The organism is Enterococcus olivae, from assembly GCF_053760925.1.
In genome coordinates this window covers 37,706-51,630 of the sequence record NZ_JBSMVT010000002.1, presented here as the reverse complement: position 1 = coordinate 51,630, position 13,925 = coordinate 37,706, and the positions used below count along the sequence as shown (strand labels likewise).

The following is a 13,925-nucleotide window of genomic DNA, read 5'->3' as shown; positions in this document are numbered from 1 at the left end:
GGTCATGAATCTATTAAAAAAATTTAGTGCAAATAAAGATCTTAAACGCTTCATACAGACGGTGCAAGCTCGTGTAACAGAGTCTGAGATGACCAACTATTCAATCGTAGTTGCTTATTATTTGTTGCTGTCATTGTTTCCGTTGTTGATCGCAGTGGGGAATGTCTTACCATTTTTGGAGATCGATCCGAACACTGTCTTACCTTATCTGCAGGAGATCATTCCAGAAACGGTCTATGAATTTTTAGGACCAGCGATTCAGGATCTTTTGACACAGGGATCGGGTGGCTTATTGTCTATTTCAGCGATTGCTACACTATGGTCTGCCAGTCAAAGTATCAATGCACTCCAAAAAGCGTTAAACAAAGTGTACGGAGTTGAAGAGCGAGGGAATTTTATTATCACTCGTATCGTCTCTGTATTTATTATCGTCTTGTTACTTATTGCGATTGTAGGAGTAACGATCGTGGTTGGTTCAGGAAAACTGATTCTGGACAGTCTGCAGCCTATCTTCCAATTTTCAGACAATATCATTTCGACCTTCCAAACGGTCAAATGGCCGTTAACGATCATCACGATGCTGGTGATCATGGGAGTGATCTACTGGATCGTGCCGAACGTAAAAGTACGCTGGCGTTCCGTATTACCGGGAGCCGCTTTTGCGACCGTTGGCTGGATGCTCCTTTCTCAAGTGTTTGGTCTGTATGCAAAATATTTTGCTGCTAGAGTCAGCGGCTATCAAATCATCGGAAGCTTCGTTGTTTTGATGTTATGGTTAAACTTTGCTGCCATGATCATTATTTTAGGTGGAATCATCAATGCGGTAGTCGAAGAATTTGTTGGTGGAGAAGTCGTTGAACGAACGGACCCAATGGACAAAGTAAAATCAGGGTTGAAAAAATTAGGTAATAAAGAAGATGAAAGTGAGAAAAGTTGATGGGATTTACATTTCAATTTATTGTTAGGCTTTTTATGACGATGTTACTTTCAATCATCTTGACACCGTTAATTAAATTGCTTTCCTTTAAAATTGGTGCGGTCGACCGTCCGGGAGAACGCAAGATCAACACAACAACGATGCCAACAGCGGGTGGATTAAGTATTTTTCTTTCTTTTTCGATCGCTGTTTTATGGGAATTCAGCGATACTTTGAGTGTCCACCGGATCTGGCCGATGCTTTTAGGTGCGCTAATCGTTGTTTTGACCGGTTTGATCGATGATATTTATGAGCTGAGTCCGCTGCAAAAAACGATCGGTCTGACTTCCGCCGCTTTGGTCATTTATTTTGTGGCAGATATCGGTATCAGTACGATCTCGATTCCCTTCATGGGTATTTTTCACACAGGCTGGTTAGGTTTACCGTTGACTATTTTATGGATCTTGGCGATCACCAATGCGGTCAATTTGATTGACGGATTGGACGGACTGGCAGCCGGAGTCTCTATAATTGCTTTAACAACGATCGGATTGGTCAGTTATTTCTTCCTGCCGGGCAATGGTGTGACGTTGGCGATCCTGATTTTTTCATTGGTAGCAGCGATCGTAGGGTTCTTTCCCTATAATTTCCATCCGGCAACGATTTTTCTGGGAGATACTGGGGCCTTATTTTTAGGTTTCATGATCGCGGTTTTCTCGCTTCAAGGATTAAAAAATGCGACCTTTATCTCTGTATTGACTCCAATGTTTATTTTAGGAGTACCGATCACGGACACGGTCTTTGCGATGATTCGTCGTCGTTTCAACAATCAGCCGATCTCATCTGCAGACAAAATGCATTTGCATCATCGTTTACTCTCACTGGGTTTTACTCATCGAGGAGCCGTCTTGACGATCTATGCGATGGCGTTAGTATTTTCGTTTATCGCCTTATTAATGAATTATGCGAGTACTTGGGCGATCATTCTTTTGATCATCAGTACGACGATCGGTCTAGAATTGTTTATTGAACTGATTGGTCTCGTAGGAGAGAATCGTCAACCGTTGATGCGTAGCTTGAAATTTTTAGGTAACCGTAGATATCGGCAAAAGGTGTTGCATGGCACAGAGGAAGAGACAAAAGAAGAAAAATAAAGCATTTATCAGTCAAATGATAAATGTTTTTTTTTTGTTCAGAAAAATACATGGTAAAATATAACAGATGAGATTATTTAGAAAGGAACGTGTTTAAATGAAAAAAATCGTTTTAAGTTTCATTTTGGCGGGCACATTGTTTTTAGGAGGCTGTGGAAATACGGATGAAGCAACGTCTTCTAGTTCAGAGGAGATCACAACAGTGAAGATCGGTGTGATGCCTTCGACAGACAATATGCCGTTGATCGTTGCCCATGAGCAAGGTTTTGATCGAGAGCATGGTGTGAATATCGAGCTGGAAACCTTCAAATCTGCAAAAGACCGCGATGCCGCTTTCCAATCGGGGACAGTAGACGGGATCAATTCGGATCTGATCGCATTTTCTACCTATTTACAGGGAGGAATGGATATCCAGATCACTAGCTCTACCTATGGTCAATTTGACTTAGTCGCCAGTACGGAACATCAATCACTGGAAGAACTCAAGGACCAAGAAATCATTATTTTGAAAAATCAAGGACCGGAATACGCTGCGGAAGCTATTTTAGCACAAGCAGGACTCTCAACAGAGGATGTTCGTTTCATTGAAGTACCGCAAGTTCCTAGTCGTGTCGAATTATTGCAGAACCAACAGGCCGCTGCTGCGATTTTACCAGAGCCTTTCGTAACGATGACTGCTGCAGAAGGTATGCATAATTTAGGCTCAACCAGAGAAGTTGGCTTGAATCCATTTGTGCTTTGCTTCACAACGGAGGTCATCGATGAAAAAGCAACGGCTTTGCAGGGCATGTATGAGGCGTACAACCAGGCTGTCACTTGGATGAAAGAACAAGATGAATCGGAATATATTGGGCTATTTGTGGATAAAATCGGTTTTCCTGAAGCGATGATCGACCAAATCATTGTTCCTGACTATCCGCAAGCAAGTCAAGTCACAGAAGAAGAGGTGACTCAGGCCTTTACATGGGCAAAGGATAAAGGTCTTTTAAACATTGAGGTTGAACCAAAGGACGTATTGAGCGATGTCTATTTCCAATGATCTTTTTCAACTGAACCAGATATCCTATAAGATTGAAGAACAAACGATCTTGCAGGAGATCTCTCTTTCTTTGGAGAAAGAAAAAATCTATGCACTGATTGGTCCTTCTGGGGCAGGCAAGACCACCTTGCTGCATTTATTGGCTGGATTGAAAGAACCTTCAAAAGGAGAACTCTTGCTGAAAGGAAGCTCTCCGAAGCAAGCAGTAATTTCGATCGTTCCGCAAGATTATGGCTTGCTTCCTTGGCAAACAGCAGGGCAAGCGGTGTCTGAAGGACGGAAGATCAGCCAAGGAAAAAAGCTGATCGCAGAAGACAAAGAAGAGCTACAGCGCTTTTTTGAGCAAATGGCACTGACAGAGTTATCCCATAAATATCCGAACCAACTGAGTGGCGGTCAAAAACAACGGGTAGCGATCGCCCGAGGACTTGCCAGTCGCAGTGAGGTGCTGCTGATGGATGAGCCTTTTTCTGCTCTGGATACCTTCACCAAAGAAAAAGCCCAGCGCTTGTTTTTGGAATGTTGGCAAGAAGCTCCCCGTTTGACGGTCTTTGTAACACATGATATCGAGGAAGCACTGCTGTTGGCACATGAAGTGATCATTCTACAAGGCAATCCCGGAACCGTTAAAAAGCTGTTTCCTTCACCTTTTCAAAAGAAAACTGATCTTGATCGTTATCGTCGTTCAGAAACACTTTTTCAGACGTCGCTACGTTTGCGAAAGGAGATCGAAGAGTGAAGAAACAATCTGTTCGTCCACTCATTGGAGCTGTGACCGCGGCGGCTTTACTACTGGGGATTTGGTGGATGAGCAGTGTCTTGCTGGCCAAGCCATTGCTTCCTTCACCATTCGTAGTACTTCAAAGACTGCCAGAATTATTCAGAGAAGGCATTTTACAACATCTGCAAACCAGTTTTTATCGGGTGTTGCTAGGAATCGGCTATTCGATTGCGGGAGGATTTTTGTTAGGTTTGACGATGGGCAGTTTTCCAAAATGGAATCCGTTCTTTGACCCGTTGATCTATTTGACTTATCCGATACCCAAGATGGCTCTATTGCCGATTGTTATGCTACTCGGAGGTTTAGGGGATCTATCGAAAATCGTGATGATCATTTTGATCGTGTTACCTCAAGTAACGATCGCTGTCCGAGACGCAGTCAGAGAGGTACCAAAAAATGAATACGATGTCTATCGTTGTCTACAAGCAAGTCGTTGGCAACAGTTTACAGCCATTACCTTTCCAGCGACCTTGCCGGCGATCTTCAGTGCGACTCGTGTCTCTTTAGGCACAGCGCTCTCGATTTTATTTTTTACTGAAAATTATGGCACAGAGTTTGGCATGGGGTATTTTATTATGGATTCTTGGACGAGAATGGATTACCCAGCCATGTATGCCGGTATTTTGATTTTGAGTAGCTTTGGTTTCTTACTATTTGGGTTGATGGATCTGCTAGCTGCTGTCCTATTCAAATGGCAAAAAAAACTGTAAATAAAAACAGCTCTAAATGTGCTGACCTCAGCAGTCAGACATTTAGAGCTGTTTATTTATAGGTTATCAGTTGATTGCTTGTCCACCAGTAATACCGTAAATTTGTGCCGTCACGTAGCTGGCTTTATTCGAAGCTAAAAAAACATAAACAGGGGCCAATTCGACGGGCTGTCCTGCTCGTTCCATCAAAGCCTCCTGACCAAATTCTGGTAGTTCTTCATTTGGTTGTCCACCATCTAGTTGAAGCGGTGTCCAAATCGGACCAGGAGCAACGCCATTGACGCGAATACCTTTTTCAGCAAATTGCTTCGCCAAGCTAACCGTAAAGCTGACGATGGCCGCGTTCGTTGCTGCATAATCCATTAAGTGTGGACTTGGATCAAAGCCTTGAACAGAGGTTGTCGTCACGATTGCACCACCAGCAGGTAAGTACGATTCAGCTGTCTTGACTGTTTCAAACATAGAAATGATGTTGACAGTAAAGGTGTCTTTGACCTGTGTCATTGGTAAATCAGAGATTTTCTTACGAGCAATCTGCTGTGCCGCATTCAAAACAAGGGTATCTAAACCGCCGAGACCTTTCACCGCTTTTTCTACGATTTCTTTGCCAGCGCCTTCCTCCCGCAGATCATAAGGGAGAAGGACGACTTTGCGACCGGCTTCTTGGATATAAGTCGCCACTTCTTCTGCGTCTTTTTCTTCACCAGGAAAGAACTGAAGGGCAATATCGGCTCCTTCTCTAGCATAGGCGATCGCAACAGCACGTCCGATTCCAGAATCTCCGCCTGTGATCAGAACGCGACGATCTTTTAATTCTTCGCTTCCGTGATAACTTTCTTCTCCGCAATCTGGTTTTGGTTCCATTTTGTCTTGTAAGGCAGGCGTATCTTGATCCTGTTTTACAAATTTTTCCGTGTGATACAACGTTCTTGGATCTGTTAAAATAGGTTCTGTCATGTGATTCGCTCCTTTCGTTATCTACTATTTTATAGTAAGTCCTTCAATAATGAAAAAGAGACCCTCTTTGATTTGTGACCCATCATGGACAATTGGTGAAAGAGCAAGGATCATCGTCGCCAAAATAATTCCTTTGACAAAATTCGATTACAGATGTAAACTTATTGTTGAAGGAGGCATGACAAATGAGAACAACAAAAGAACCAGTGAAAATTAGTGATTCTGAATGGGAGATCATGCGTGTCGTTTGGCATAAAAAAGCGGTAGATGCGACAACAATCAGTCAACTGCTGAGTGAGTCAAAAGGCTGGAAGATCGCAACGGTCAAAACATTGCTGGGACGACTCGTTAAAAAAGATGTTTTGCATACTGAACAAGTAGGGAAAAAGTTCGTCTATTCTGCCCTCATAACAGAAGAAGAGACCGTTCGCAGTGCAACAGCTAATTTGTTTTCTCACATTTGTGCTGTCAAAGCAGGAAAGACGATTGCTGATTGGATCAGTGAAGTCGATCTGACGGTTGACGATATAGAAACGATTCAGCAAGTACTGTCGGAAAAACAAGCAGTCTCGTCGATCGCCTGTGACTGTCTGCCAGGTCAGTGCCACTGTAAACAAGAGGAGGAAGCTGTATCATGAAACAAAAATTTGCTATCGAAGGACTAAGCTGTGAGCATTGTGTTGCCCGTGTAGAAAAGGCTGTGTCGGAGTTGCCAGGGGTACAAAAGGTCAAAGTCCATTTGAAAAAGAAAAATGGTGTCGTCAAATTCGATGAAACTCAGACATCGACTGAGTCAATTATTGAAACAGTTAAAGAGACTGGTTACGAAGCAAGCCTCTTAAAATAAAAGAACCTTTTTATTGATTATGGATCATCCTGTGAGGAAAGACAATTTCCTCACATTTTTTTTATTCTAATGAAATCTTATACAAAAGTTATGATATAATGTGAGAGTCGAGACAAGGAGGGGAAGGAATGGAACTGAAAAAGCTAGAAGTTCCCACAACTTCAATAACAGAAGTGAAAAAATCTCCGATGGATGTTTTCAGCCAGGCGCGAGAGGCGGGCACAGCTGTTTATGTATTCAATCGTGAAAAAGTTGCTGGTGTCATGCTTACGCAAGCACAATATGAAACCTTACTTCAAGAATTGCACGAATTGAGGGAGCGTCCAGTAGAGGTTGCCACAGATGAAGTGGAATTTACAACAGTTACTGGTTTGGAGGATTTTTCTCAGACATTGCGCAAAACCTTGATTACGGGAGCCTCGATCTCTGCAAAGAATCTGGATGAGCGCATGGTCGCTTTAGGCTTTATCACAAAGAAAACGGGCTTTGGCGGTGTGGTAGAAATGATCAACGAGTTGAAAGAATCTGGCAAGATCGTGTATCAGCTGCGTCGCAAACCGGAAGGAAAAAATGTGGTGGCAGAAGTGATTGGTGAACCAGATAATCAGACGCAATTATTTGATAAATTAATTATCAAGAAAATTTATTTAAGAGAAATTTAGTGATAGAAACGACATTCTGCCAAAAGAGAGTGTCGTTTATTTTTTTGTGAAAAAATACTGATTTTTGAAACTTTTTGAGAAAGGAGAGCATCTAATAGATAAAGGGGGAAAGAAAATGAAAGAACGCTCTTTGATCAGACAATCGAAAGCAGGGAAACCAGAAGCGTTTGAAGAACTGTTGCAGTTATACAGTGAGCAGATGTACAAAATGGCGTTTCGTTATGTCTCCAATCGTGAAGATGCGTTGGACATTGTTCAAGAAACAGCGTATAAGGCTTATCTGGCTATACCGAATTTAAAAAAAGATCACTATTTTTCGACATGGCTGATGCGCATATTGATCCATACAGCATTTGAATGTTTGAGAAAAAAACGCCCGCAAGTAGATATTGATTCGATCAATGAAAGGGTTTTTGTTGAAGAGATTGATAGAATCGAACATCTGCAGTTAATGGAAGCATTGCAAGAGTTAAGAAGCGATTATCGCGATGTGCTGGTTCTTTTTTACTTGCATGATCTACCTGTGAAACAAGTAGCGAAAGTAATGCGGCTACCAGTCGGGACTGTCAAAACCCATTTACGTAGAGGTAAGGAAGAGTTAAAAAAAACTTTGAAAGGAGACGATCAAAATGGACAAAAAATTTTTCCAGATAAAGCATAGTGAAGATCCTATCCCTGAAAAAGAAATACGTCAGGCAATTCAGATAGGGATTCGTCGGGCAGCTGCGTTGCGACAACCAAAACAGCGAGGATCTATCAGAAAGAAAGTGATATTAAGTAGCTTCTTAGTTGCTGCTCTGATTTTGACATTTATTATCTCACCAGTGTCAGAAGCATTATCTACGGTCCCGTTGATCGGATCAGTCTACAGCTATTTTCATGATTTGACAGGGAAAAAATTAGAAGAAAAGGAGATGACCGCTTCTTTGAATGAGACTGTCAGCAGTCAGGGAATTGATGTGACGGTCACAGAAGCCTATTTTGATGGAGGCGCGCTAGGGATTAGTTTTAAAATAACTGGAGAGGTTGAAAAAGATGCACTAGGCACCTACAGTTCAATCTATGAAATATTTCATACAGATCAGAATATTTCTGAAACAATTGAAATGGCTTCACTAAAGGAAACCGAAGAGGGATTGATGGGTCATATCACACAACCCTATCCTTACAACGATCCTGCCGAAACTATAACAGTCCCTTTAAACTTTACTAGAATTGGCACAACAGAAGGGAACTGGGCGTTTCAGCTTCCTTTTCAACAACTTCCTTACCAGACGATTTCTTTGAAGGAAACACGAAGCGACGAGGAGAATGATCTAAGGATCGATTTTCTTTCCGTCTATCTTGGACAAGCAACAGTTTCTGTCAATTATACAGCAGATTTTACGGCTGATCATCAAAGGAATCAAGTTCGTCTGGAATTCTATAATGATCAGGGAGAAGCGCTTTTCCCTACCACGAATGGGATCCGATTGGACAAAAAGACTGAGGGGAATCGGGTTCTTATTCAGGGACGAGGAATGATCTTGCAGCCAGTTGTAGAAGAAACAGAATATATCGACGTTTTCCCAAAGATTGCCATCGAAGGAGAAGATCCGAATGAACCTCTCGAGTTGGAACCGCTAAGGATTAATCTGTCTGATTAGTAAAAAAGAGTGATAACATGAATCAAAAATATCCGAACAAATTAGAAGGAATGTTACTTAATCTAGGTGGATTTGTGACAAGGACGATCCTCTATTGTTCGGATATATTTGTTGTTAAACATATGTGTATCACTGTGTTTTTTCCATAATAATCTCATGGACATGGTCACAGTTCAGCGTACTGACCGGTACTTCCAGAAAAAATTCATCAATGATTGTTTGTAGCGAAGATAGCTGCTGATAACCGGTAAAATAATATTCGTTATTTATCAAAAATTCTCGTAGTTTTTCTGAATGTTTTGAAGAAATTTCTTAGTTCATTTTTTCCTCCAATAGGTTTGTCCATCTTTGGTTCGATCTAAAAAGCCGTATTCGATCAGGTAACGGCGAACAGTTACAAAGTCTTCAACGAATTGTTTTAAGATTTCGTTGACTGCTTTTTCAGAATAGTTTTTCGTTTCATCAAAGGCTTGAGCGATCTTCGCTAAGATTACTAACTTGCGTTTTTCTTTGCGTGGAAATTGAATCACACGACCGTCTTCAAAATAAGTTGCTAGAATTTTTTGTTGTTCTTCTTGAGTGATCTGGTAACGATCATCCAACATGGTTGCCCCTTTATGTGGCAGCAAACCGGAAGAAACATTCAAGGATTCCATGATGCTCAAAAAAATTCTGGACTGTCGCTCTTTTTCTTTTAATTTGAAGCGATGATTCCGGACGGTAGAGGCAGAGATTCCCAAACGTTGCGCGATCACCGTGTCACTCAGCTTTTGAGCGAACAGTTGTAGAATCTCCTGTTGGGTTTCTGTGACTCCCAGTGTTTCCTTCGGTAGCTCCAGTAAAGCGGCAAGAGGACCACCATGTGTTGTGACGTGTTCTTCGATTGCTTTTTCAGCGGTCAAGAAATGTTCTCCCAAAGGATAAATGAAGCCCTCTGTAAAAGATTGGTTACAATAAAGACAGTGGTACTGATCCTGATCTTTAAGCCATCCTTGCTTGTATTCAGTGATTGTATAAACTTTTTCTTCTTTCATCTGCATAACCTCAAACATAATTTTATTTTGTTTATATAAAAACTAACACAAACTCAAAATGTTTGCAATAGTTCTTTTTGTTTGATGAATTGTTAGAAAATTTCGATAAAAGTTTCAAAAAATGACAAAAATGTGAGAATTTATGGTAGGATATCAACAATAAGGATGCCAGTTCCACTTTGCCAGTCCTACTTTACCAGTCTCACTTACTAGGAACTCCAAGCTAGTGAGATGGTATGCGTAGAGAGGATCAAACTTAAATTTTCGTTTTTAGAAGATTTAAATACTCTCAAACGAAATAGCTCTAGGAGTTCTGAACTAGTGGAATGGTATACGGCATTTCGATCAAACTAAAATTTCGTTTTTCAGAAATTTTAATTCATTAAAAGAAATTACGAGGAGTGGTAACAAATGACTGATTTAACTAAACGATTCAATAAACAACTGGACAAGATCGCGGTATCATTAATTCGACAATTCGATGACCGTGTCTCAAATATTCCCAATATTTTAAAACTGACTTTAGGAGAACCTGATTTCAATACACCGGATCATGTAAAATCAGCCGGTTCTACAGCGATCGAAGAAAATTTTAGTCATTATACAGGAATGTCAGGCTTGCCAGATGTTCGCCAAGCAGCCAGCCAATTTATGGAAAAGAAATACCAAATCTCTTATGATTGGCAGTCAGAGATTTTAGTGACTGTCGGAGCAACAGAGGCGATTGCAGCGAGTCTTTTAGGTATCTTAGAAGCAGGCGATAAAGTATTACTTCCTTCACCAATCTATCCTGGCTATGAGCCTGTGATCGCTTTAGCTGGGGCAGAACCAGTGTATATCGATACGAGCGATAATGGTTTTGTTTTGGCTCCTGAAGCTCTGGAAGCAGCCCTTCAGGAACATGGTGAAAAAGTCAAGACAGTGATTCTAAACTATCCAAGCAATCCAACAGGGGTGACGTATTCTCGTGAAGAGGTCAAAGCGTTGGCTGAGGTCTTGAAAAACTATCCAGTCTTTGTTATCAGTGATGAAATCTATAGTGAGCTTACCTATGACACTGATCATGTTTCGATTGCCGAATATTTGCGTGAACAAACAATCTTGATCAATGGTTTATCCAAATCTCATGCAATGACCGGTTGGCGGATCGGTTTCATTCTAGCACCTGAAGAAATGACCAAAGAAATCATGAAGGTTCATCAGTATCTAGTGACTGCTGCATCGACTGTTTCGCAAAAAGCGGCAGTTCAAGCACTGGTTGATGGAATCAACGATGCTCAAGTGATGAAAGTGGAATACCAAAAACGCCGTGATTTTGTCTATGAAAAAATGACTCAGCTTGGTTTTGAAGTGGCGAAACCGTCTGGCGCATTTTACATTTTTGCCAAAGTTCCAGCAAACTGTATTCAGGATTCGATGGATTTTTGTGTGGATCTGGCTCAAAAACAAGCTTTAGCTGTGATTCCGGGAATTGCCTTTGGAGAGGCTGGTGAAAGCTATATTCGAATCAGCTATGCAGCAAGTATGGAAGATTTGGAAGAAGCTATGACACGAATGGAACGTTATGTTCTAGGTGAATAATCATATAGTATAAAAAGTGAGCACTGCCTGTTGAAGGCAGTGTTTTTTACTTTATTATCAATTTTTTTTTAAAGTATAATAATAAAGTGCTTGTTATTTTTGTAGAAGCGAATGGTTAAAAAAAACATCTGCTGTCACCTTCAAGACAGTAACTGAGTAAAAAGATGCTCGGATAAGGGGAAAAAGTCGTGTTTGTTATTTAGTTAAACCCACCTTTTAAACGTGGTGTTATCTTACTAGGATAATGTTTGAGTGCGCTTTCTTTACGTGGTACGCTTATAGTAAGGGAGAATGAATGTTCAAAAAATAGACAGTATTAATGAAAGGAATGGTGAGAAGACACTTTGTCCTTTCTTAAAGATGTTATAGTTTGGAGGGATAGTATGAAAAAATTATTCACACGGAAGAACGCTTTAATCTTTTTAGCTGGATTTTTGACGAGTTTTGTACTCAAGAATCTAATCGAAGGGATATATCTTTACCTTACTACTAGATAGAGTAGAAGCATCGTTTCTTCTTATAGGATAGAAATTTTCGGAGGGATTTTTTTGAAAAAAATTCTTATTGGTATCTTAGAAGTCCTGACAGGAATCGTCTTGTGGATGATCTATATCTAATGAATTGCTAGCATATGAAAAATTTAAGAAGTTTACTTTTAGACGAAGGGATCGCTTTCAAGCCTAAGACTTTCGAATCCAAGAGCTCTCAAAACAGACGAATGCAAACTTGATTGTAAGAAGTACGTTTCTATAAAAGATAGACTTTGTGTTATACTATTTATAAGTAACGTTTTCATTTTAAGCTTGAGGAAGGGGATTCCTATGAAAATCATTGAAGAACTTTCAAATCGAAGAAAAGAGAAGCAGGAGCAGCGAAAGAAAGAGCTGCGACGAAAGAATCACCTGTTACGAAAAAAAGGGATCGACCCACATCAGGGCTGGCACAGAGTGGTGGATACAGGTGTTGGCGGCTTGAATCAGGTGATCGTGCGCTCAGGTAGTGGCACCGTTGATCCTACAGGAAATCCGGATGGGACAGAAAATTTCTTTGTGGAAGAACAAAAGCGTTTACGAAAAGACTAAAGGCAAGGAGTTGCACGACATCGTGCAGCTCTTTTTATTTACATAAACTTTACATCGATTAATCAAAATTTTACATAAAGTCCATAATGGTTTTACATTCGATTGCTAGACTATGGGTGTGACAAAGAGAGAGAAAGAGGAGATAATAAACCATGAAAAAAATTACTGGATTACTTGTATTAGCAGGTGTGTTATTAGCTGGCTGCGGCGGCGGAAATGGAGATACAGATTCAAGTGCAGCAGGTTCTTCGGAAGCAGCTGGATCAAATGAAAAAGTAGAAATCCTAGCAGTTGGTTCAACAGCTTTACAACCTTTAGTAGATGCAGCTAACGAAAGCTTTACAGCTCAAAATCCAAATTATGAAATTTCTGTCCAGGGTGGCGGAAGCGGTACTGGTTTGAGCCAAGTTGCTGCTGGAGCGGTAACAATCGGTAACTCTGACGTGTTTGCAGAAGAAAAAGACGGCGTTCCTGCTGACGAATTAGTTGACCACCGTGTTGCGGTTGTCGGAATGGCACCTGTTGTCAACAAAGAAGCTGAAGTTTCAGACATTACTAAAGAACAATTAATCGGTATCTTTACTGGTGAAATCACAAACTGGAGTGAAGTTGGCGGAGCAGACATGGAAATTTCTGTTGTTAACCGTGCTTCAGGAAGCGGAACTCGTGCTACTTTTGAAAAATGGGGCTTAGACGGAGCAGAAACAATTCAAAGCCAAGAGCAAGATTCTTCAGGAACTGTTCGCCAAATCGTTTCTCAAACACCAGGAACAATCAGTTACCTAGCATTGTCTTACTTGGATGATTCTTTACAAGCATTGGCGATCGATGGTATTGAACCAACACCTGAAAACATTGAAACAAACGACTGGACAATCTGGTCTTATGAGCACATGTATACAAAAGGTGAACCAGAGGCTGACGTTAAAGCTTTCCTAGATTACATCTTGACAGATGAAATCCAACAAGGTACAGTTATCGAACTAGGTTACCTACCAATTACTGAAATGAAAGTTGACCGTAGTGTTGACGGAGAAGTAACAAATCTTTAATCTAAACCTATAAAATAAAAAGACGACATCTCTGTACCGTCCTAAAGCAGTTCGAACTGCTTTAGGGCGGTTTCCCTATGTCGTCTTTTTTAATTTTTTAAGGTAGTCACTTTGAATAAAAAATAAATCATCAGCCCTAGCCAGATGATTGCTAGCAAGTAAGGCAACCAGGGATGTGTTCGAACCATCCAAAGACTGACAGACATGGTGGCTGTGATTGTCAGCATGACTCTTTTTTTCGTTGGTCTGGTCATCCCACTGCCTTGGACATAACTCGCCAGGTTTTCTTTGTATAGTTTGGTTTGTATAAACCACTGATGCAGTCGATCGGAACCTCTTGAAAATGAAAAGGTCGCCAGCAGTAAAAAAGGAAAAGCAGGCAGAACGGGTAGAATTGCTCCGACAGCCCCTAAAGCCAATCCCGTCCAGCCTAAACTCAAATAAAAAATTTTTTTCATGTATCC

Annotated in this window: 17 protein-coding genes; 13 read left to right on the top strand and 4 right to left on the bottom strand. The window is 40.9% G+C overall.

Translation table 11 applies throughout. The annotated features are described in order from the left end of the window. Window positions 1-4: 4 nt before the first annotated feature. The 5 genes from ACWODM_RS02400 (at window position 5) to ACWODM_RS02380 (ending at window position 4,600) form a co-directional block, all read left to right on the top strand. Complete coding sequence (locus ACWODM_RS02400; protein ID WP_455319773.1) at window positions 5-937, top strand: YihY/virulence factor BrkB family protein; 933 nt, start codon at window positions 5-7, stop codon at window positions 935-937. Continuing rightward, window positions 937-2,070, top strand: a complete 1,134-nt coding sequence (locus tag ACWODM_RS02395) for a glycosyltransferase family 4 protein (protein WP_455319772.1) — start codon at window positions 937-939, stop codon at window positions 2,068-2,070. The genes ACWODM_RS02400 and ACWODM_RS02395 overlap by 1 nt, the downstream gene beginning before the upstream one ends. Window positions 2,071-2,167: 97 nt before the next feature. Further along, window positions 2,168-3,109 (top strand): ABC transporter substrate-binding protein, encoded by a 942-nt coding sequence (locus tag ACWODM_RS02390; protein WP_455319771.1) that lies wholly within the window; start codon window positions 2,168-2,170, stop codon window positions 3,107-3,109. Further along, the gene (locus ACWODM_RS02385) at window positions 3,093-3,848 is read left to right on the top strand and encodes an ABC transporter ATP-binding protein (protein ID WP_455319770.1); all 756 of its coding nucleotides are present in this window, start codon (window positions 3,093-3,095) and stop codon (window positions 3,846-3,848) included. The genes ACWODM_RS02390 and ACWODM_RS02385 overlap by 17 nt, the downstream gene beginning before the upstream one ends. Continuing rightward, window positions 3,845-4,600, top strand: a complete 756-nt coding sequence (locus ACWODM_RS02380) for an ABC transporter permease (protein WP_455319769.1) — start codon at window positions 3,845-3,847, stop codon at window positions 4,598-4,600. Before ACWODM_RS02385 ends, ACWODM_RS02380 begins: the two co-directional genes overlap by 4 nt. Before the next feature lie 66 nt (window positions 4,601-4,666). Here ACWODM_RS02380 and ACWODM_RS02375 read toward each other — a convergent pair whose 3' ends face one another. Beyond that, a complete protein-coding gene (locus tag ACWODM_RS02375; protein ID WP_455319768.1) occupies window positions 4,667-5,557 on the bottom strand; it encodes an SDR family oxidoreductase in 891 nt (296 codons plus the stop codon). 185 nt (window positions 5,558-5,742) lie between these two features. Here ACWODM_RS02375 and ACWODM_RS02370 point away from each other — a divergent pair, with 185 nt between their 5' ends. From ACWODM_RS02370 to ACWODM_RS02350, 5 genes are all read left to right on the top strand, one after another. After that, window positions 5,743-6,195: a CopY/TcrY family copper transport repressor gene (locus ACWODM_RS02370; protein WP_455319767.1), complete on the top strand. Its 453-nt coding sequence runs from the start codon at window positions 5,743-5,745 to the stop codon at window positions 6,193-6,195. Beyond that, complete coding sequence (gene copZ / locus ACWODM_RS02365; RefSeq protein WP_455319766.1) at window positions 6,192-6,404, top strand: copper chaperone CopZ; 213 nt, start codon at window positions 6,192-6,194, stop codon at window positions 6,402-6,404. Before ACWODM_RS02370 ends, copZ begins: the two co-directional genes overlap by 4 nt. 128 nt (window positions 6,405-6,532) lie before the next feature. Beyond that, window positions 6,533-7,066 (top strand): type II toxin-antitoxin system Phd/YefM family antitoxin, encoded by a 534-nt coding sequence (locus ACWODM_RS02360; RefSeq protein WP_455319765.1) that lies wholly within the window; start codon window positions 6,533-6,535, stop codon window positions 7,064-7,066. 115 nt (window positions 7,067-7,181) lie between these two features. Continuing rightward, window positions 7,182-7,727: a sigma-70 family RNA polymerase sigma factor gene (locus tag ACWODM_RS02355; protein ID WP_455319764.1), complete on the top strand. Its 546-nt coding sequence runs from the start codon at window positions 7,182-7,184 to the stop codon at window positions 7,725-7,727. After that, window positions 7,696-8,712 (top strand): DUF4179 domain-containing protein, encoded by a 1,017-nt coding sequence (locus tag ACWODM_RS02350; protein ID WP_455319763.1) that lies wholly within the window; start codon window positions 7,696-7,698, stop codon window positions 8,710-8,712. The genes ACWODM_RS02355 and ACWODM_RS02350 overlap by 32 nt, the downstream gene beginning before the upstream one ends. Window positions 8,713-8,841: 129 nt before the next feature. Here the strand turns inward: ACWODM_RS02350 and ACWODM_RS02345 are convergent, their stop codons facing one another. Together ACWODM_RS02345 and ACWODM_RS02340 are read right to left on the bottom strand one after the other, a co-directional pair. Further along, window positions 8,842-8,985, bottom strand: coding sequence for a hypothetical protein (locus ACWODM_RS02345; RefSeq protein WP_455319762.1), 144 nt, complete (start codon window positions 8,983-8,985; stop codon window positions 8,842-8,844). Window positions 8,986-9,029: 44 nt separating this feature from the next. Further along, the gene (locus tag ACWODM_RS02340; RefSeq protein ID WP_455319761.1) at window positions 9,030-9,746 is read right to left on the bottom strand and encodes a DUF2087 domain-containing protein; all 717 of its coding nucleotides are present in this window, start codon (window positions 9,744-9,746) and stop codon (window positions 9,030-9,032) included. 411 nt (window positions 9,747-10,157) lie between these two features. Here ACWODM_RS02340 and ACWODM_RS02335 point away from each other — a divergent pair, with 411 nt between their 5' ends. The 3 genes from ACWODM_RS02335 (at window position 10,158) to ACWODM_RS02325 (ending at window position 13,461) form a co-directional block, all read left to right on the top strand. After that, entirely contained in the window at window positions 10,158-11,327 is a 1,170-nt protein-coding gene (locus ACWODM_RS02335; RefSeq protein ID WP_455319760.1) for a pyridoxal phosphate-dependent aminotransferase, read from the top strand. Window positions 11,328-12,148: 821 nt separating this feature from the next. Then, on the top strand, window positions 12,149-12,409 hold the full coding sequence (locus tag ACWODM_RS02330) for a hypothetical protein (protein ID WP_455319759.1): 261 nt from the start codon (window positions 12,149-12,151) through the stop codon (window positions 12,407-12,409). Between the two features lie 152 nt (window positions 12,410-12,561). Continuing rightward, entirely contained in the window at window positions 12,562-13,461 is a 900-nt protein-coding gene (locus tag ACWODM_RS02325; RefSeq protein ID WP_455319758.1) for a phosphate ABC transporter substrate-binding protein PstS family protein, read from the top strand. Window positions 13,462-13,550: 89 nt separating this feature from the next. On the opposite strand, the gene ACWODM_RS02320 is transcribed toward ACWODM_RS02325, so the two are convergent. Further along, a complete protein-coding gene (locus ACWODM_RS02320) occupies window positions 13,551-13,919 on the bottom strand; it encodes a YbaN family protein (RefSeq protein WP_455319757.1) in 369 nt (122 codons plus the stop codon). Window positions 13,920-13,925 lie beyond the last annotated feature (6 nt).